General features: G+C 67.1%; 16 protein-coding genes, 1 tRNA gene and 2 pseudogenes. 16 read left to right on the forward strand and 3 right to left on the reverse strand.

Annotated features, from left to right (window positions below):
* Positions 1-142 precede the first annotated feature (142 nt).
* The 3 genes from EBS_RS11915 (at position 143) to pmbA (ending at position 4,116) form a co-directional block, all read left to right on the forward strand.
* Positions 143-994: a carbon-nitrogen hydrolase family protein gene (locus EBS_RS11915; RefSeq protein ID WP_043108884.1), complete on the forward strand. Its 852-nt coding sequence runs from the start codon at positions 143-145 to the stop codon at positions 992-994.
* Positions 995-1,351: 357 nt separating this feature from the next.
* Positions 1,352-2,794, forward strand: a complete 1,443-nt coding sequence (gene tldD, locus EBS_RS11920; protein ID WP_043108885.1) for a metalloprotease TldD — start codon at positions 1,352-1,354, stop codon at positions 2,792-2,794.
* Entirely contained in the window at positions 2,791-4,116 is a 1,326-nt protein-coding gene (gene pmbA / locus EBS_RS11925) for a metalloprotease PmbA (RefSeq protein ID WP_043108886.1), read from the forward strand. The genes tldD and pmbA overlap by 4 nt, the downstream gene beginning before the upstream one ends.
* 47 nt (positions 4,117-4,163) lie before the next feature.
* Here pmbA and EBS_RS11930 read toward each other — a convergent pair.
* A pseudogene (locus EBS_RS11930) lies at positions 4,164-5,194 on the reverse strand (class 1 fructose-bisphosphatase).
* Positions 5,195-5,646: 452 nt separating this feature from the next.
* Here EBS_RS11930 and EBS_RS11935 point away from each other — a divergent pair.
* Positions 5,647-6,598 (forward strand): annotated as a pseudogene (locus EBS_RS11935) (IS110 family RNA-guided transposase).
* A gap of 40 nt (positions 6,599-6,638) precedes the next feature.
* Here EBS_RS11935 and yrfG read toward each other — a convergent pair.
* On the reverse strand, positions 6,639-7,319 hold the full coding sequence (yrfG, locus tag EBS_RS11940) for a GMP/IMP nucleotidase (protein WP_043108887.1): 681 nt from the start codon (positions 7,317-7,319) through the stop codon (positions 6,639-6,641).
* A gap of 78 nt (positions 7,320-7,397) precedes the next feature.
* Here yrfG and cysQ point away from each other — a divergent pair, with 78 nt between their 5' ends.
* The 4 genes from cysQ (at position 7,398) to EBS_RS11960 (ending at position 10,947) form a co-directional block, all read left to right on the forward strand.
* The gene (gene cysQ / locus EBS_RS11945; protein WP_043108888.1) at positions 7,398-8,183 is read left to right on the forward strand and encodes a 3'(2'),5'-bisphosphate nucleotidase CysQ; all 786 of its coding nucleotides are present in this window, start codon (positions 7,398-7,400) and stop codon (positions 8,181-8,183) included.
* A 6-nt stretch (positions 8,184-8,189) separates the two neighbouring features.
* A complete protein-coding gene (locus EBS_RS11950; protein ID WP_052199569.1) occupies positions 8,190-9,236 on the forward strand; it encodes a thioredoxin family protein in 1,047 nt (348 codons plus the stop codon).
* 408 nt (positions 9,237-9,644) lie between these two features.
* On the forward strand, positions 9,645-10,652 hold the full coding sequence (locus EBS_RS14800) for a GGDEF domain-containing protein (protein WP_052199570.1): 1,008 nt from the start codon (positions 9,645-9,647) through the stop codon (positions 10,650-10,652).
* Between the two features lie 73 nt (positions 10,653-10,725).
* Positions 10,726-10,947, forward strand: coding sequence for a hypothetical protein (locus EBS_RS11960; protein ID WP_043108889.1), 222 nt, complete (start codon positions 10,726-10,728; stop codon positions 10,945-10,947).
* Positions 10,948-11,131: 184 nt separating this feature from the next.
* Here EBS_RS11960 and EBS_RS11965 read toward each other — a convergent pair.
* Positions 11,132-11,207 (reverse strand) — tRNA-Phe (locus EBS_RS11965).
* A 145-nt stretch (positions 11,208-11,352) separates the two neighbouring features.
* Between EBS_RS11965 and EBS_RS11970 the strand changes: the two genes are divergently transcribed.
* From EBS_RS11970 to EBS_RS12005, 8 genes are all read left to right on the forward strand, one after another.
* Positions 11,353-12,282, forward strand: a complete 930-nt coding sequence (locus EBS_RS11970; protein ID WP_148307757.1) for a hypothetical protein — start codon at positions 11,353-11,355, stop codon at positions 12,280-12,282.
* Entirely contained in the window at positions 12,270-12,644 is a 375-nt protein-coding gene (locus EBS_RS11975; RefSeq protein ID WP_043108891.1) for a hypothetical protein, read from the forward strand. Before EBS_RS11970 ends, EBS_RS11975 begins: the two co-directional genes overlap by 13 nt.
* A gap of 61 nt (positions 12,645-12,705) precedes the next feature.
* Positions 12,706-13,014 carry a hypothetical protein gene (locus tag EBS_RS11980; RefSeq protein WP_043108892.1) on the forward strand — a complete coding sequence of 103 codons (309 nt, stop codon included), beginning with the start codon at positions 12,706-12,708 and terminating at the stop codon, positions 13,012-13,014.
* Entirely contained in the window at positions 13,007-13,354 is a 348-nt protein-coding gene (locus EBS_RS11985; RefSeq protein ID WP_148307758.1) for a hypothetical protein, read from the forward strand. The genes EBS_RS11980 and EBS_RS11985 overlap by 8 nt, the downstream gene beginning before the upstream one ends.
* Positions 13,351-15,033 (forward strand): pilus (MSHA type) biogenesis protein MshL, encoded by a 1,683-nt coding sequence (gene mshL / locus EBS_RS11990; RefSeq protein ID WP_043108894.1) that lies wholly within the window; start codon positions 13,351-13,353, stop codon positions 15,031-15,033. The genes EBS_RS11985 and mshL overlap by 4 nt, the downstream gene beginning before the upstream one ends.
* Complete coding sequence (locus EBS_RS11995; protein ID WP_043108895.1) at positions 15,033-15,944, forward strand: ExeA family protein; 912 nt, start codon at positions 15,033-15,035, stop codon at positions 15,942-15,944. The genes mshL and EBS_RS11995 overlap by 1 nt, the downstream gene beginning before the upstream one ends.
* Positions 15,944-17,029 carry a tetratricopeptide repeat protein gene (locus EBS_RS12000; protein ID WP_148307759.1) on the forward strand — a complete coding sequence of 362 codons (1,086 nt, stop codon included), beginning with the start codon at positions 15,944-15,946 and terminating at the stop codon, positions 17,027-17,029. The genes EBS_RS11995 and EBS_RS12000 overlap by 1 nt, the downstream gene beginning before the upstream one ends.
* Complete coding sequence (locus tag EBS_RS12005) at positions 17,026-18,657, forward strand: GspE/PulE family protein (RefSeq protein WP_043108897.1); 1,632 nt, start codon at positions 17,026-17,028, stop codon at positions 18,655-18,657. Before EBS_RS12000 ends, EBS_RS12005 begins: the two co-directional genes overlap by 4 nt.
* Positions 18,658-18,681: the final 24 nt, after the last annotated feature.

The raw sequence follows: 18,681 nt of genomic DNA on the forward strand, positions 1-18,681 counted from the left end.
TCGCGGCGGGGACGCCACTCCTACCGTCCCCGGGCCGAACCTTCACAAGCCATGCCCATCGCCTGGCCTGATAAACTGGGCGTCCCTCCGGCAGCTCGCTGCCGGCACACACACTGGACAGAACGAAGCAACATCCCCTGACATGAGCGTAACCTCCTCTCCCCTCAAGGCCGCCGCCATCCAGATGGCCTCCGGTACCAATGTCAACGCCAACCTGCTCACCATCGAGAAACTGCTCGAGGAGGCCGCTCGCCAGGGTGCGACACTGGCCGTATTGCCCGAGAACTTCGCCTATCTGGGCGCCTCGGGGCGCGACGTGCTGCCCTACCGCGAGGTGCAGGGTGATGGCCCCTTGCAACACTTCCTGTCGCAGATCGCGGCCCGGCTGGGGATCTGGATCGTCGGCGGCACCATCCCGCTGGAAGGCGAGGACGCCGGTCGCTGGCGCGCCGCCTCCCTGGTATTCGATGCCGAGGGCCGCGAGGTGGCCCGTTACGACAAGCAGCACCTGTTCGACGTCACCCTGCCCGATTCCGACGAGCACTACAGTGAGTCGGACGCTATCGAGCCGGGCAACGAGGTGGTGGTCGTCGACAGCCCCATCGGCCGACTCGGCCTCGCGGTGTGCTACGACCTGCGCTTCCCCGAGCTGTTTCGCGCCATGGTCGATCGTGGCGCAGAAGTCTTTGCCCTGCCGGCGGCCTTCACCGCGGTAACCGGCCGCGCGCACTGGGAAGTGCTGGTACGCGCCCGCGCCATCGAAAACCTCGCCTGGGTGATCGCCGGCGCCCAGGGCGGCTTCCACGTCGGTGGACGCGAGACCTGGGGCCACAGCATGGTGGTCGACCCCTGGGGCAGCGTGCTCGCGTGCCAGGAGCGCGGCAACGGCATCGCCATTGCCACCATCGATCCCGCGTTCCAGCGCGCCACCCGGCGCAGCTTCCCCTGCCTGGACCACCGGCGCCTGCAATGCGCTGCCGACGAGACCGAGTGAGCGCAGGCAACACGCCCGGTCGAAACGCCACAGCCCCATCGTCCCTTCACCTGTCGCGACATCTTCGGCCCTGAAGACGGACCCACCCGTGGGGGCGGCGTTCCCGTCGCGAACCTTCGGCCCGAGGACGGGCCTCCTACAGGCAGGAGCGACATCCCGTCGCGAACATGCGGCCCGAAGACGGGCCTCCTGCGGTAGGAGCGACGTCCTCGTCGCGAACCTTCGGCCCGGGTCGGGCCTCCTGCAGGTGGCGTACCATTCCATCTGACAGGGGCCGAATCCCCCTTCGTCGCAGTGTTGCATTGCGTCCCCACGCCCCCTATCTTCGCTCAACACTCCCAAAGGAAGTACGCACGCATGACCGACTCCCTCGATATCGCCCGTGCCACTCTGCTCGACGCCTCCGGGCTGGGCGAGCAGGCCCTGACACAGGTCATGGACCGGCTGCTCAGCCGGCAGATCGACACCGCCGATATCTATCTGCAGTACTCGCGGCTGGAATCCTGGGTGCTCGAAGACGGCATCGTGCGCGAGGGCAGCCACAGCATCGAGCAGGGCGCGGGCCTGCGCGCGGTGGCCGGGGACAAGACCGGCTTCGCCTACACCGAGGACATCGACCTGCCGCAATTGCTGGAGGCGGCCGGGACGGCGCGCGCCATCGCCCGCGCCGGACAGAGCGGCCGGCAGGCCATCGCCTCGCGGCGCGACCTGCCGCAACTCTACGCCCCGCTCAACCCCATCGACTCGCTGGACGAGGCCGCCAAGCTGGCGCTGATGCGCGAACTCGACGAGGCGGCACGCGCCGCCGATCCGCGCGTGCAGCAGGTGATCGTGAGCCTGGTCGCGGCCCAGGACACGGTGCTGGTGATCGACGACCAGGGGCGGCTGGCGGGCGATGTGCGGCCGCTGGTACGCATCAACGTCAGCATCATCGTCGAGCAGGACGGGCGGCGCGAACAGGGCAGCGCCGGCGGCGGCGCACGGCGCGGACTGGACTATTTTCTCGAGGACGAGCGCGCCCTGGGCTATGCCCGCGAGGCGGTGCGCCAGGCGCTGGTCAACCTGGAGGCGACCGATGCCCCGGCCGGCCTGCTGCCGGTGGTGCTCGGCCCCGGCTGGCCCGGGGTGCTGCTGCACGAGGCGGTGGGCCACGGCCTGGAAGGCGACTTCAACCGCAAGGGCACCTCGGCCTTCTCCGGGCGTATCGGCGAGCAGGTGGCCTCGCCGGCCTGCACCGTGGTGGACGACGGCACCCTGCCCGAGCGGCGCGGCTCGCTCAGCATCGACGACGAAGGCACCCCTACCCAGCAGACGGTGCTGATCGAGAACGGCATCCTCAAGGGCTACATGCAGGACCGCATGAACGCGCGCCTGATGGGCGTGGCCCCCACCGGCAACGGGCGGCGCGAGTCCTATGCCCACCTGCCCATGCCGCGCATGACCAACACCTACATGCTGCCCGGCGAACACGATCCGCAGGAGATCATCGCCTCGGTCGAACACGGCCTGTACGCGGTCAACTTCGGCGGCGGCCAGGTGGACATCACCTCCGGCAAGTTCGTGTTCTCGGCCAGCGAGGCCTACCTGATTGAAAACGGCAAGGTGACCCGCCCGATGAAGGGTGCCACCCTGATCGGAAGTGGCCCCGAGGTGATGACCCGCATCAGCCTCGTCGGCAACGACCTGCAACTCGACAGCGGCGTGGGCACCTGCGGCAAGGACGGCCAGAGCGTGCCGGTGGGCGTGGGCCAGCCGACGCTCAAGATCGACGAGCTGACCGTTGGGGGGACTGCCGCATGAGCCACGACATCGCCACGCTGGAGAACATCGTCGCGCAACTGCTCGAGGAGGCACGCCAACAGGGCGCTACCCAGGCCGAGGCCGGGGTACACGTACGCCAGGGGCTGGACCTCACGGTGCGCCTGGGCGAAACCGAGACCATCGAGCACACCCGTGACCAGGGCCTGGGCGTGACTGTCTATTTCGGACAGCGCAAGGGCTCGGCCAACACCACCGACCTGCGCCCCGAGGCAATCCGCGAGACGGTCGCCGCGGCCTGCCGTATTGCCCGGCATACCGCAGAGGACCCGGCAGCCGGCCTGGCCGACGCGGCGCTGATGGCGCGCGAGATCCCGGACCTGGATCTCGACCACCCCTGGGAGATCGACCCCGCCGAGGCGGCGGCCATCGCCCGCCGCTGCGAAGACGCGGCACGCGGTCACGACCCGCGCATCCGCAACTCCGAGGGCGCTACCCTGCACACCGGACGCGGCCTGTTCGTCTATGGCAACAGCCACGGCTTTCTCGGCGGCTACCCCACCACCCGGCACAGCCTGAGCTGCGCCATCCTTGCCGAGCAGGACGGCGAGATGCAACGCGACTACTGGTTCAGCAGCGCGCGCGCCGCCGAGGACCTGCAGGCACCCGAGACGATCGGGGAGATCGCGGCACGCCGCGCGGTGGCCCGTCTGGGGGCCCGCAAGATCGACACCACCGAATGCCCGGTGATCTTCCATGCCGAGCTGGCACCCAGCCTGCTCTACGCCCTGTTCAACGCCATCCGCGGCCCGTCCCTGTACCGCAAGGCCAGCTTCCTGCTCGATGCCCTGGGCGAGTCGATATTTCCCGACTGGGTGCGCATCAGCGAAGACCCGCACAAGCCGCGTGGCCTGGCCAGCGCGCCCTTCGACAACGAGGGCGTGGCCACCCATGCGCGCGACCTCGTGGCCGGCGGCGTGTTGCAAGGCTATATCCTCGACAGCTACTCGGCACGCAAGCTGGGCATGCAGACCACCGGCAATGCCGGCGGGGTGCGCAATACGCGCATCGACAGCTCGGGCGAGACCTTCGAGCAGTTGCTCGAGCGCATGCAGCGCGGGCTGGTGGTCACCGAGTTGATGGGACAGGGCAGCAACACCGTCACCGGCGACTACTCGCGCGGTGCGGCCGGCTTCTGGGTGGAGGACGGGCAGATCGCCTATCCGGTGGCCGAGATCACCGTTGCCGGCAACCTGCGGCAGATGTTCGAGGGCCTGCTGGCGGTCGGCTGCGACAACGACATCCCCGGCGCGGTCGATACCGGCTCCTGGCTGATCGAGCGCATGACCGTGGCCGGCAACTGAGGCCGGCTACCGGGGCGGCCGCGCACGACCGCCCCGCGACGAAGGTGTCAGGCGGCCGTTTCGCTGTCGGCCTCGGCGTGGTAGGCCACCACGCGCTCCACCTCGTTCTTCGAGCCGAGGATCACCGGCACGCGCTGGTGCAGCGCCTTTGGCTGGATCTCCATGATGCGCTCGCGCCCGGTGCTGGAGGCCCCGCCGGCCTGCTCGACGATGAAGCTCATGGGGTTGGCCTCGTACATCAGGCGCAGCTTGCCCTCGGTGCCCTTGGCCTTCATCTTGCTGTCGATGGGGTACATGAAGATGCCGCCACGGGTGAGGATGCGGTGCACCTCGGCTACCATCGAGGCGATCCAGCGCATGTTGAAGTCCTCGCCACGCGGGCCCTCGGCACCGGCCAGGCACTCGTCCACGTAGCGCTTAACCGGCGCCTCCCAGAAACGCATGTTCGAGGCATTGATGGCGAACTCGCGAGTGTCCTCGGGGATGGTCATGTCGGGATGGGTGAGGATGAACTCACCGATATCCTGGTCCAGCGTGAAGCCGTTCACCCCATTGCGGTGGTCAGCACCATCATGGTGGAAGGACCGTACAGGGCATAGCCGGCGGCCACCTGCTGGGTGCCCGGCTGCAGGAAGGCGTCACGATTGGGGCAGACACGCTCCCCGGGGCAGCGCAGGATGGAGAAGATGGTGCCCACCGAGACGTTGACGTCGGTGTTCGAGGAACCGTCCAGCGGGTCGAAGGTGAGCAGGTACTTGCCGCGCGGGTACCGGGAGGGGATCTCGTAGATGTCCTCCATCTCCTCGGAGGCCATCGCCGAGAGGTGGCCAGCCCACTCGTTGGAGCGCAGGAACACCTCGTTGGTGAGAATATCGAGCTTCTTCTGGGTCTCGCCCTGCACGTTCTCGGAGCCGGCGGTACCCAGCACGCCGATCAGCTCGCCCTTGTTGACCATGTTGGAGATCACCTTGCAGGCGGTGACGATGTCGTTGAGCAGCGAGGTGAAATCGCCGGTGGCGCCTTCGATCTTGCGCTGCTCCTCGATGATGAACTGGGTGATGGTGGTGCCGTTGTGCATGGCGCGCTCCTGAAAATCCGGTTGCAGACTGACAGGCTCCGGCCTGCCGCGACAAAAATTGGCCGGGCAGTATATTAGAATGTCCGGGTATATCAAGATTTTATGGCGGATTGTAGGGATTCTATGGTCCGCGCATCCTCCTTCGCGGCGGGGACGCCGCTCCCACAGGCGATGTAGGAGGTCCGTCCCCGGGCCGAACCATTCGCGACGGGGACGTCGCTTGTATGTTTCCTCTCGATGGGTCAGAAAGGACCTGTCGGGGCGGAGGGACGAACGCCGCATCTGACCTTTGACCTTGAGTACAGACAGTAGGAGAAATCGTCCCGCCCTCACCCCAGCGCCAATAAGGGATCTATCGGCCAATACGGACCGACAATTTTCGCAAGCCAGCGCCTTGGGTGAACCCCGACAAATCCTGCTCTCTACACTAGTCGGGAGGAAACATCATGGCAATGCCTGTGCAACCCCTGCTGATCGGTATCGATGTCAGCAAACAGGGCCTGGATATCTGTGATGACAGCAACGGCCCCGTCCAGTCGATTTCCAATGACCGTCAGTCCATTGCCGCCTGGCTCGATTCGCTGCCACCGGGTCCGGTCGAAATCGCCCTCGAGGCCACCAGCACCTTTCACCTCCTGGTGTGCGAACTCGCCTTCAAGGCCCGCCATACGATCTATCTCATTGATGGTTTCCGCTTGAGTCGCTATCGGGACAGCGTGGGCATCCGGGCCAAGAACGACACCTCCGATGCTCGCCTGCTGCGCCGTTACCTGGTCAATGAGCACGACAGCCTGCGCCCTTGGAGCCCGCCTCCCAAGGCCTATACCACCTTGCTGGGATTGCTCAACCGGCGTGCCGTCATCGTCCAGGCCAAGACCAAACTGCGGCAAAGCCTGGCTGATCTGCCAAGCATCAAGCCACAGACTCAGGTGCTCTTCGATCACTTCAAGACACTTGAAAGAAAGATCGATCAGCAGATCCAGAAATGGCTCGAGAAAGCTGCCTGGAAAGACAGGGCCTTGCGTGTGCAGGCCATCGAGGGCATTTGGCCCCCTCACCGCCGCCGCCCTGGTCACCGCCTTTCAGCGCGGCTCATTCCGCTCCTCCGACGCCTTTATCGCCTTCCTGGGTATGGATGTGCGCGTGCATGATTCCGGTCAGATGCGTGGGCGACGAAAGCTCACCAAGAAAGGCAACGCCGAGTTGCGACGCCTGCTCTACCTTGCTGCCATGCGCGCGTGTCGAACGCCGGCCTGGCGAGATTTCTACCAGCGGTATCTCGACCGCGGCCTGGCGCCGGTCCAGGCCTTGGTCATCCTCGGCAGAAAGCTCGCCAGGGTCGCTTTTGCCATCTTGCGAAATGAAACCGAATATCGGCCAAGAAATCGTTGCATGCAGACATAGGATCTCCTACGGGTAGGAGGTCCGTCCCCGGGCCGAACCCTTACCCGGCCGAAGTCAGCCAGGCCTGCAACCCCGGGATCACCTCGTCGAAATCGACCACTGCGGGAAATTCGTCGATCTCGCGCACCGGCTGGCTGCGGTCGGGATGGCGAATCGCCAGCAACTGACCGATGCCGGCCTGACGCGCGGCGCGCAACACCGGCAGGCTGTCGTCCACGAACAGGGTGCGCGCGGGATCGAAGGGCTCGCGCTCGCGCAGGCGCGGCCAGAACCCCGAATCCTCCTTGGCCAGGCCGATCTCGTGCGAACTGATCAGGGCATCGAGCCGGTGGTGCAGGGCAGTGCGATCCATCTTCAGCGCGAGGGACTTGTGGTGCGCATTGGTCACCAGCACCCGACGCTTGCCGGCACGGCCCAGCAGGTCGAGAAACTCGGTCACGTAGGGGAGCACCGCGATGAGATGGTCCACCTCCTGCTTGAGCTGGACGATGTCCAGTCCCAGCTGCTCGGTCCAGTGGTCGATGCAGTACCAGTCGAGGGTGCCGGCCACCTGCTCGTAGCGCTGCTGACATTCGGCCTTTGCCTGCTCGAAGCTCAAACCATGGCGCGCGGCATAACGCGCCGGCACGTGCTCCAACCAGAAGTGGTTGTCGAAATGCAGATCCAGCAGGGTACCGTCCATGTCCAGCAGGACGGTATCGATGCGTTCCCAATCGGGCATGGCGCGTCTCCGGTTGCAGTCGCCGCTACTCTATCCCACACTCCCAATTGATTCGAACCCCGCGGGAAGCAGGAACGCATGAACATCGATCTGGAACGTATCGTCGCTATCGCCAGCCGGGCCGGCGAGGCCATCATGGACATCTACACGCGCGAGTTCGCGGTGGAGAAGAAGGCCGACAATTCACCACTGACCGAGGCCGACCTGGCGGCCCACCGCCTGATCGTACAGGAACTGTCGCAACTCGAGCCCCGCCTGCCGGTGCTGTCCGAGGAGTCCGCCAAGATCCCCTGGGACGAGCGCTCGCGCTGGCTGCGCTACTGGCTGGTCGATCCGCTCGACGGCACCCGCGAGTTCATCAAGCGCAACGGCGAGTTCACGGTCAACATCGCGCTGGTGGAATCGGGACGCGCCACCTGCGGGGTGGTGCACGTCCCGGTCACCCGCACCAGCTATTACGGCTGCCTGGAACGGGGCGCCTGGAAGAAGGAAGGAGATGAGCCGGCCCGTCCCATCCGCGCCGCCGCGCAACGCCGCTATCCGCTGCGCGTGGCCGGCAGCCGCTCGCACGCCGGCGACAGCCTCAAGCGTTTTCTCGAGGGGGTCGGCCCGCACGAGATCATGAGCATGGGCAGCTCGCTCAAGCTCTGCCTGGTGGCCGAGGGCGAGGCCGACATCTACCCTCGGCTCGGTCCCACCTCGGAATGGGACACCGCCGCGGCACAGGCCGTCGTCGAGGCCGCCGGCGGCTTTGTCACCGATCTCGAGGGCCGCCCCCTGCGCTACAACCGCAAGGACTCCCTGCTCAACCCCCATTTCCTGGTGTTCGGCGACGAAAACGAGGACTGGTGCAGTTACCTGTAGTACACGATGTCATTCCGCCTGTTCATTCTCATCCTGCTCCTGCCCGCGCTGGTTCTCGGCAGCAACGGTGATGAATTCAGCTTCGACGACACTCCGCTCGAAGAGGTCATCGTTCATCCCGACTGGTTCAAGGAGAGCTTTCTCGACCTGCAGGACGACCTGCGCGAGGCAGTGGATGCCGGCAAGGCCGGCATCATCGTGTATTTCGGCCAGCAACGCTGCGCCTACTGCAAGAAGCTGATGGACACGGGCTTCAGCGAGCCGGACATCGTCGAGTACATCCGCCGTCATTTCGACGTGATCGCCATCGACATCTGGAGCCCCGAGGAGGTCACCCTGCCCGACGGGCGCAGCATGAGCCAGCGCGACTACGCTATCGCCCTGGACACCAACTTCACGCCATCACTGGTGTTCTACGACGAGAACGGGCGCATCGCCCTGCGCCTGCGTGGCTATTATCCGCCCTACCAGCTGCGCGCCGCACTGGAGTACGTGGCCGACGATCACTACCTGAAAGAGCGCTTCCCCGACTACCTGGCACGTGGCGATTCCACCCTGCGCTTCGAGGGCGAACCCCTGATCGAAGAGCCCTTCTTCGACCCACCGCCCTACAACCTGGATCGCAGCCGGTTTCCCGCGGCGATGCCACTGGTGGTGTTCTTCGAGCAGGGCGACTGCCACGCCTGCGACGTGCTGCACACCGAGCCACTGAAGCGTCAGGTGGTGCTCGATGCCCTCGCCCCCTTCCAGGTCGTCCAGCTCGACATGCGTGCCGACACGGCGGTGGTTACTCCCCAGGGAAAGGCCACCACCGCGCGCGAGTGGGCACGCGAACTCGGGCTGTTCTACGCCCCGACCCTGATCTTCTTCGACGAACAGGGCCGCGAGATCATCCGCATCGACTCGGTAATACAGTTCGTGCGCCTGCGCAATGTACTCAACTACGTGGCCAGCAAGGGCTATCTCCAGGAACCCAACTTCCTGCAATGGGCCGCGCGCACCCGCCGACTGCCCCCTGCAGAGCCGGCTCAGTCGCAGAAGCGGAACAGGTAGTCCTCCAGTCGTCGCGCCTCGTGGCGCAGACGATCGCCCTCCAGCGGCCGGTAGCCCCGGCGCAGGTGCCGACGCACCGCCTCCAGACGCTGACGCCGCTGCCAGCAGCGGCGCGCGGGGCACGGTGTTCCATCGGCACCCGTTCGCCAGCCCCCGTGCAGGGGCGATCCTGGTAGACCGGACCGACCGGCCCCGCGCAACGATAGATGTCGGCCGATGCCGGCGACAACGCGCCGCACAGAACCAGCCAAAAGATGCGTTTCATGATGCCTCCCTCCCTGGATGCCGCTTTTCCGATACCCGCCGGAAAACCGAAGGTGCGGCCCGAGGACGGACCTCCGATCGCGGGGGCGCCCCCGCCGCGAGTACTCCCCTAAAGTCCGGCGGACCACTGCCGATTATAGGGTCATGGCCATGCCCGCATACCCCATGGACCGCGCCGACGAACTCGAGGCCGAAAACCAGGCCCTGCGCCAGCTGCTGCACACCCTCACCTCGGATGCCGCCTACAACGAGGGGGTGATGCGCCGCTTCCAGGAACGTGAACTGGCGCTGCTCGGCGCCCAGGATCTGCCGGATCTCATCGAGCGCCTCACCATCGGCCTGCGCAGTTCGTTCAACCTGGAGAGCGTGCGCCTGGTGCTGTTCGATCCCTACGGTGTGCTCGAGGAACTGCTCGCCGCGCTGGGTGCGCCGGCCTGCAACATCCCGCACCTGTTCATCGAACGCGAGGTACAGCAGGCACTCGATCGCTATCCCGACCTGCACCGTCCGTGGCTTGGCCCCTGGGTACGTCGCCACCAGCCGTTTCCCGCACCGGCCAACCTGCGCAGCGAGGCCCTGCTGCCGCTGCGCCAGCCCGACGGGCTCTCGGGCTTTCTGCATCTGGGCGCGAGCGACCCCCGCCGGTTCCACGCGGGCCAGGGCACCGACTTTCTCGACCACCTGGCGCGTCTCGCCGCGGTGTGCCTGGAGAACGCGGTGAACCGCGAACGCCTGCGCCTGAGCGGCCTCACCGACGGGTTGACCGGCCTCTACAATCGCCGCCACCTGGATACCCGCCTGGCCGAGGAAGTGAGCCGCGCACGTCGCCATCGCCTGGCCCTGTCCTGCCTGTTCATCGATGCCGACCATTTCAAGCGCATCAACGACGAGCACGGTCATGCCGCCGGCGACCAGGTGCTGATCGCCCTGGCCAAGCGCATCCGCGCCGCCGTCACCGCCAAACCCGTTGTCACCACCGACGGCGTGGCCATACCGGTCACCGTCTCCATCGGCGTCGCCAGGCTGCGCGGCGATACCGGAACGCACCCGGAGACCGCGGCGACACGCCTGATCGAAGAGGCCGATGCCCAGGCCTACCGCGCCAAGACCGCCGGGCGTGACCGGGTCTGCGCTGCCGACGCGCCGCTCTGAACCCGCGCGCCATTGCAAAGCGCCGGGCAGGCAGCATATTCAGTACAGGCCCGAACGAAACGCGGAGGCGCATATGTTTCTCAAGGAAAAAGATTCCGGCGAGCTGGTCGAGGTACTCTCGCTGCGCGACCTGACCGACCCCTTCCACAAGACCCTGATCGGACGTTACAACGCCGGCGAGGAACTGCCCGACCCGAAGAAATTTTCCAAGGTAAACCTGTTGTTCCCCTCGGGCGAGCCCCTGCCCCGCTGCTGGAACGACCCGGACTTCCGCGCCGCTGAACTGCTGCGCTGAAGGCAGGTCCCGCTCCTTCCGGACCCCGCTTCCCGATCAACCCCATCCCCTACACGCCGGGAAGGTGTCGGACGACATCCCATAATGCCCCCGTCGCCGTTGGGACATCGGTTACCCGGTGCCCCCTGAACGCAAAAACGCCCCGGGATCTCCGGGGCGCTGTTTCGGCAAGCCTGTAGTTGTATGGTGCCCAGGGACAGAATCGAACTGCCGACACGGGGATTTTCAATCCCCTGCTCTACCAACTGAGCTACCTGGGCGAAGCCGCGACCTCTGCGGTCGCAAGGCGGCGTATTTAACCGGCTCTGTCAGGCTGCGTCAAGCAAGTGCCTAAAGTTCCCCCGCCTCCCGCCGTTAATTCCTACGCCAATCGACACCAAGCCGGTGAGTATGGAGGGTCCTACTTTGTTCAAACGGTTGCGATCGGCGCGGCAAGAGACATCCTGCTACGCGGGTATCAGCCTGCACCACGACGGCGCGCGCGGGGCGCTGTTGCGCGCACTGCCTGGCGACGGGGTGCGCATCGAGGCGCTGGCCGAGGCCAGGGGTGGCGATACGCGCGGCGAGCAGATCGCGGCGGTACTGCGCGACCTGGGAGCCAGGCGGCGTACGCCCCTGACCGTGGTACTGGATCGAGGCGACTACGCCCTGTTGCAGATCGAGCCACCCGAGCTGCCGCCCGAGGAGCTGACCGAAGCCCTGCGCTGGCGCATTCGCGATATGGTGGATTTTCCCGTGGACGAGGCGGTGATCGACCAGTTCGAACTGCCTCCCAGCCAGCGCGCCGGCTCACCGCGCCTGAGCTGCGTGGTCGCCGCACCACCACAGCGTCTCGACGAGATCGCCATGGCTGCCAATGGCACCGAGTCGCGCGCCATCGACATCCCCGAAATGGCGCTGCGCGACCTGGTGATGCACGCCCAGGACGACCATCCCCACGCCTGGCTGTACCTGGCTCCACGCATGGCGCTGATCGAGATCCTGACCGGCGACCGCATCTGGCTGAGCCGGCAGATCGAGCTCACCGCCGGCCTGTTCCAGGGCGGGGAGCCCGCCGCACAGGACATGGATGATCTGTTGCTCGAGGTGCAACGTTCCCTCGACTACTACCAGAGCCTCTATGCGACCGGCCCGGTGGACAGCCTGCAGGTACTCGGAATGTCGCCAGCGGTGGAAGCCGCCTTCGTGCTTTCTGCTGCGGTGTACCTGTCGGTGCCGGTGGCGCGCTTCGAACTCGACAGGATCGAGGGCCTGGATGGCCATGACGAACAGCAACAACGCCAGTCGCTGCTCGCCATGGGCGCCGCGCTCAGGGAAATGCCATGCGCTGCGTGAATCCTCCTGAACAGCGCATCAATCTGTACCGCCCGACAGTAGCGGTACGCCACCCCCTCAACGCCACGGTGCTGGCCACGGCCGCCGTGCTGGGCGTGCTGGCGATCCTCGGTGGCTGGGGCTGGCTGAGTTGGCAGACCTGGTCCCTGCAACAACAGCTCCGCCCGTTACAGGCGCAGGTGCAGGCACGCCAGCAGCAGCTGGCTGAATTACAGGCCAGACTCCCCTCCAACCGGCCCGACCCCACCCTGCAGGCACGGGTGCAACAGCTGGAGAAGCGCTGGACCACCCTGCAGCAGACCATCGCCCTGCTCGACGCCCGCCAGGCGCCTGCGCCGGCGCCTGGCGCAGCTGCGCCGTGACCTGGCTGCCTCGCAGGCCCGGCTCGACCACCTGTCGCAACGGCTGATCACTCCCGAGGAGATGGCCGTACTGCTGCAAAAGATGCTGGCGCACCAGCCCGGGCTCGAGTTGATCCGCCTCGAGACACTGGGCGCACGCCCGCTGGGCGACGACAAGCAGAAACTGCAGATCCCGCTGTTCGCGCACGACCTCGTGCTGGAATTCCGTGGCAGCTATTTGGACATCCTGCGCTACCTGGAACGGCTGGAGTCACTCTCGGGCGGCATCCACTGGGACGGCTTCCACCTGGAGACCGAGGACTGGCCCACCAACCGGGTGCGCCTGGAACTGCATACCCTGAGCCTTTCGGAGGACTGGATCGGTGTCTAGCAAGCGCATGACAACCTTGCTGATCGCACTCGCCACCCCTGCCCTGACCGGCGCCCAGGCCCTGTTCGACCCGACCCGTCCACCGCAACCGGCCGCCGCCATGGACACCACCACGCCGGCGCGGCAGGCACTGCCCCCCTTGCAGGCGCTGATCGCCCGCGGCGCACACTACAGCGCCCTGATCGGCGGTCGCCGCTTCGGCGTCGGCGACCGCATCGGCAGCTGGCGTATCACCGCCATCGACCGCAGCGGGGTCGCACTCGAAGGCCCGCAGGGGCCGCAACGCCTGTATCTGCGCCAGACCGCCTTCAAGCGCGCGGCAGAGGAGAACACCCGATGAGACGACTGTCGATCACCCTGATCACCCTGCTGCTGGCGGCCTGCCAGACCCCGGCCCCGCGCCAGCAGGCCACCCTGCCCGATATCCGTCAGGCCCTGAAAGAAGGCGAGACGGCGGCCCGGTCCAGGCCGCCGACGCCGCCCCCGGAGATCACCGCCGCGCTGATCCCGCCGCTGAAGGTCGAGCTGGGTCAGCCGGAAGAGCAGGAAAGACGCTTCGACATCCAGGTGGTCGATGCCCCCGCGCGCGAGTTCTTCATGGGCCTGGTGGCCGGCACCCCATGGAACATGGTGGTGCACCCCGATGTCGGCGGCAAGATCTCGCTCGATCTCAAGAACGTGACCATCGGCGAGGTGATGGAAACCCTGCGCAATGTCTATGGCTACGAATACGAGCAGACCGCCTCGGGCTTCCACGTGCTGCCGATGCGCCTGCAATCGCGTATCTATCAGATCAACTACCTGAACGTGAAACGCAACGGCAACTCCGAGATGCGTGTCAGTTCGGGACAGATGACCCAGAACGGGGGAGGCGGCGATACCGGCGACAACGGCGGCAACACCGAGACCCTGCCCTCGTCCAAGGTGATCACCAAGAGCGCCAGCGACTTCTGGAGCGAACTGCGCGCCGGGCTGCGCACCCTGGTCGGCGACGGCGAGGGCCGCTCGGTCGTGGTCTCGCCGCAGTCCGGCATCGTGGTGGTACGCGCCATGCCCGCCGAGCAACGCGAGGTCGCGGCCTACCTGCGCTCGCTGCAATCGACCCTGCAACGCCAGGTGATCATCGAGGCCAAGATCATCGAGGTGCAGCTCGACGACGGTTACCGCTCAGGCATCGACTGGGGCAAGCTGGCCGGCCTGCCCAACAACGGCCTGCTGACCATCGGCCAGACCGGTGGCGGCAGCGTGCTCGATTCGGGCAGCAGCGGCATCAGCGGCAATCCCGGCAACCTCGACCCGGCTGCCTACACCGCCATCAGCGGCCTGGCGGCACAGGCCTTCGGCGGGGTGTTCAGCGCGGCGATCAAGACCGGCAGCTTCGCCGCCTTCATCGAACTGCTGAAGTCGCAGGGACAGGTCCAGGTGCTGTCCAGCCCGCGCGTGGCCACGCTGAACAACCAGAAAGCGGTCATCAAGGTGGGACAGGACGACTTCTTCGTCACCGACGTGTCCACCACCACGGTGACCGGGGCCACCACCACCTCGACGCCCGACGTGACGCTCACGCCTTTCTTCTCGGGCATCGCCCTGGACGTGACCCCGCAGATCGATACCCGTGGCGGTGTCACCCTGCACATCCACCCCTCGGTCAGCGAAGTCACCGACCAATCCAAGACCTTCACCATCGACAACAAGACCCAGACCCTGCCGCTGGCGCAATCGCGGGTACGCGAATCCGACAGCATCGTCTATGCGCGCAGCGGCGAGATCGTGGTGATCGGGGAACTGATGCAGGAGAGCCGCCGCAACCAGCGCGCTTCGGTACCCGGCGCCGGGGAGCTGCCGCTGCTCGGCTCGTTGTTCGGCCACCGTCGCGAACAGGCCAGCAAGAGCGAGCTGGTGATCCTGCTGCGCCCCCTGGTGATCGACGGCCCGGCAGCCTGGCGCCAGGACATCTCGGCCACTGCGCGACGCATCGACAGACTGGGCCGCGCCCCGGACGGCAAGGAGGTGTTCTGATGTACGAAGACTTCTTCGGCCTGCGCGAGCCCCCCTTCTCGCTGACCCCGGATACCAGCTACTTCTATGCCGACAGCGGTCATCTGGAGGCACTGGAGACCCTGCTCACCGCCCTGCAACTGGGCGAGGGCTTCATCAAGCTCAGCGGCGAGGTGGGCACCGGCAAGACCCTGCTCTGCCGCATGCTGCTCGACGCCCTGGAGGCCGACGAGCGCTTCGTCACGGCCTACATCCCCAACCCGGCGATCACCCCGGCGGCACTGCGGCATGCCCTGGCCGCCGAACTGGGGCTCGGGCTGCCGCGCAACGTCGGCCAGCATCACCTGATCGAGGCGATCAACCGGCACCTGCTCGAACAACACCGGGCCGGCCGCCAGGTGGTACTTATCGTCGACGAAGCCCAGGCCCTGTCGCATGACTGCCTCGAGGCCCTGCGCCTGCTCGGCAACCTGGAGACCGGCAAGCACAAGTTGCTGCAGGTGGTGTTGCTGGGCCAACCGGAGCTCGATGCCCGCCTGACTCGTCCCGAACTGCGGCAACTGGCGCAACGCATCACCTTCCATTACCGGCTCGAAGCGCTGGATGCGGACGCGGTGGCCGGCTACCTGGCGCACCGCCTCGCGGTCTCGGGCCACGAGGGCAAGTCCCTGTTCAGCCCGGGCCTGGCGCGCCGCCTGCACCGGGTCAGCGGCGGCATCCCCCGGCTGGTCAACATCCTGGCCCACAAGACCCTGCTCGCCGCCTATGGCGAAGGATGCCGGCGACCACGCCGCCGTCACCTGCGACGCGCCATCGCCGACACCGAGTGCCTGGCTCGGCGCACGCCCTGGGCACGGGCGCGTGGCTGGGCCGCGGCACTCGGCGCCTCGCTGGCCATGGCCGGCCTGCTCTGGACCACGGGGATCGGCTGATGAGCCTGCTCAACCAGGTACTGCGCGACTTGGAGAACCGGCCCCTGCCCGATGCGGCACGGCCGGCCCTGCGTCTGGCGACCGCCTCCCCGGCAGCGGCAGCCGGGGGTGGCCGACGGCGTCTGGCTGCCTGGCTCACCGTCGGCGGGCTGATAGTCGCCGGCGGGCTGGCGTTCTGGTGGTGGACCCAGGCCCGGCAGGCCCCTGCCCCGGTACAGGTGCTGCGCCCGACCGAGCCACCAGCACCGGTTCAGGCAGCGGCAGCGGAACCCGCGCCCTCCCCGGCCCCGGTCGCTAGTCCCCGCCAAACACCATCGGCGAACAGCCCGTCCAGCACACCGAAGATGGCAAGGACCAAGGCACCCGAAAAGGCGCCTGCGCCAGCGGCACCGGAAGCGCCCTCGGCCGACTATCTGCCGTTGCGCATCAGCGAGGCGGAGACACCGCCCCCGACCCGGCCGGCCCACCGCCCCGCGCCGAGGAAGGCAAAGGCGGCTTCCCGCCTGCCGACGCGGCTGCGCAAGACCCCGGCGCCCGCCCCCCTGGCGCAGATCCGCCGGCTGATCGCACAGGGCGAACTCAGCCTCGCCGAGGAACGCCTGCGCCAGCGGCTGCGCGCGGCCCCGTCCGACCGCGCGGCGCACCAGTTGCTGGTGGGGCTGTTGCTGCGCGGCGAGCACCGCGACGAGGCACTTGCGCAGATCGAGCGCAGCCTCGCCCGCCTCGGGAACGACGACAAGCTGGTCCTGCTGCGTGCTCGCCTGCTGGTCGATCAGGGCCAGGCAAAAGCCGCCTTGCGTGACCTCGAGACCCTGCTCGCGCGTCACCCTGATGACCGCGCAGCAATGCGCCTGGCCGCGGCCCTCTATCGGCAACAGGGCGAGACCCGTCGCGCCGGCCGCCTGTATCAGCGCCTCACGGCGCTGCCTGGTGCCGAGGCCCGCGACTGGCTGGGCCTGGCACTGAGCCTGGATGAATATGACCCCGCACTGGCACGTGTCGCCTGGCAGCGTGTGCTGACAGCCCCGGGACTGACTGCTGCGGTACGCGACTATGCGCGCCAACGCCTGGAGGACCGCCCATGACCACACAGGCACCGGCCGGCGCCAGCCCCCTGCGCAAGATGCGCCTGGGCGACTTGCTGGTGCGCCACGGGGTGATCACCGAGGAGCAGTTGCAGGACGCGCTGAGTGCGCAGAAGCGCAGTGGACGCAAGCTGGGGGCAACCCTCGTCGAGCTGGGCCTCCTGACCGAGCAGCGCCTGCTCGAATTCCTCTCGCGCCAGCTGCAGATCCCCCTGCTCGACCTCTCGAAACAGCAGGTCGACCCCGAGATCGCGCGCAAGCTGCCCGAGACCATCGCCCGCCGCTACCGGGTACTGCTGCTCGAAGAAGGCGAGCGCGACGTCCTGCTGGCCATGGCCGATCCCACCGACCTGTTCGCTCAGGACGAGGTAGCGCGCCTGCTGCACAAGCGGGTGCGCCAGGCCGTGGTCCGCGAATCCCAGCTCATCGAGGCACTGGACCGACTCTATCGGGGCGATAGCGACCTGAGCGATCTGGCTGGCGAGCTGCACGAAGAGCTGAGCCAGGCCGATGTCGATCTCGACGAAATGCTGCAATCGTCCGACGTGGACGAAGCCCCGGTGTTCCGCCTGTTGCAGCGCCTGTTCGAGGACGCCCTGCACGCCAAGGCCTCGGACATCCACATCGAGCCCGAGGAGAAGCTGCTGCGCATCCGCATGCGCATCGACGGCGTGCTCCAGGAACAGGTCATGAACGAGGTGCGCGTCGGCCACCGGCACCTGGATGTACGCCTCTCGACCATGCCGGTGGCCGCCGGCGAGTCGGTGGTGATGCGTCTGCTCGACCAGAGCGGCGGCATCCTCTCGCTGGAGCAGCTGGGCATGCCTGCCGAGGTGGGCGAGCGGGTGCGCAAACTGATCCGCACGCCGCACGGCCTGCTGCTGGTCACCGGCCCCACCGGCAGCGGCAAGACCACCACCCTGTATGCCGCACTCAACGAGCTGAACACCCCGCAGACCAAGATTATCACCGTCGAGGACCCCATCGAATACCGCCTGCCGCGCGTCAACCAGGTTCAGGTGCACGAACAGATCGGCCTGACCTTCGCACGCGTGCTGCGCACCGCCCTGCGCCAGGACCCGGACGTGATCCTGGTCGGCGAGATGCGCGATCTCGAGACCGCTCAGATCGGCCTGCGCGCAGCCATCACCGGCCACTTCGTGCTCTCCACCCTGCATACCAACAGCTCGGTGGACACCATCAGCCGCCTGCTCGACATGGGCGCACCGGGCTACCTGATGGCCACTGCCCTGCAAGCGGTGCTGGCACAGCGCCTGGTACGCCGGGTCTGCCCGGACTGCGCCGTACCCTGTACACCCGACGAGCACGAACAGGCCTGGCTGGCGGCCAATCACCCACAAGCGGACCTCTCCGGCCTGCGTCGCGGCGAGGGCTGCAACCATTGCAACCACACCGGCTATCGCGGGCGGGTGGGCGTCTATGAACTGCTGGAGATCCGCGGAAGCCTGCTCGAGGCCCTGCGCCGCCAGGACATCGACGGCTTTGCGCGCGCTGCACGCGAGACACCGGGCTTTGTCACCCTGTCGCAGCGCGCCCTGCAACTGGCCACGCAGGGCATCACCAGCCTGCCCGAGGTGATGCGCATCAGCAGCGTCCAGGAGCACTGAGATGGCGCTGTTCGAGCGACCGCA

The sequence above is a fragment of the endosymbiont of unidentified scaly snail isolate Monju genome (assembly GCF_000801295.1).
Taxonomy (GTDB): Bacteria; Pseudomonadota; Gammaproteobacteria; order Chromatiales; family Chromatiaceae; genus MONJU.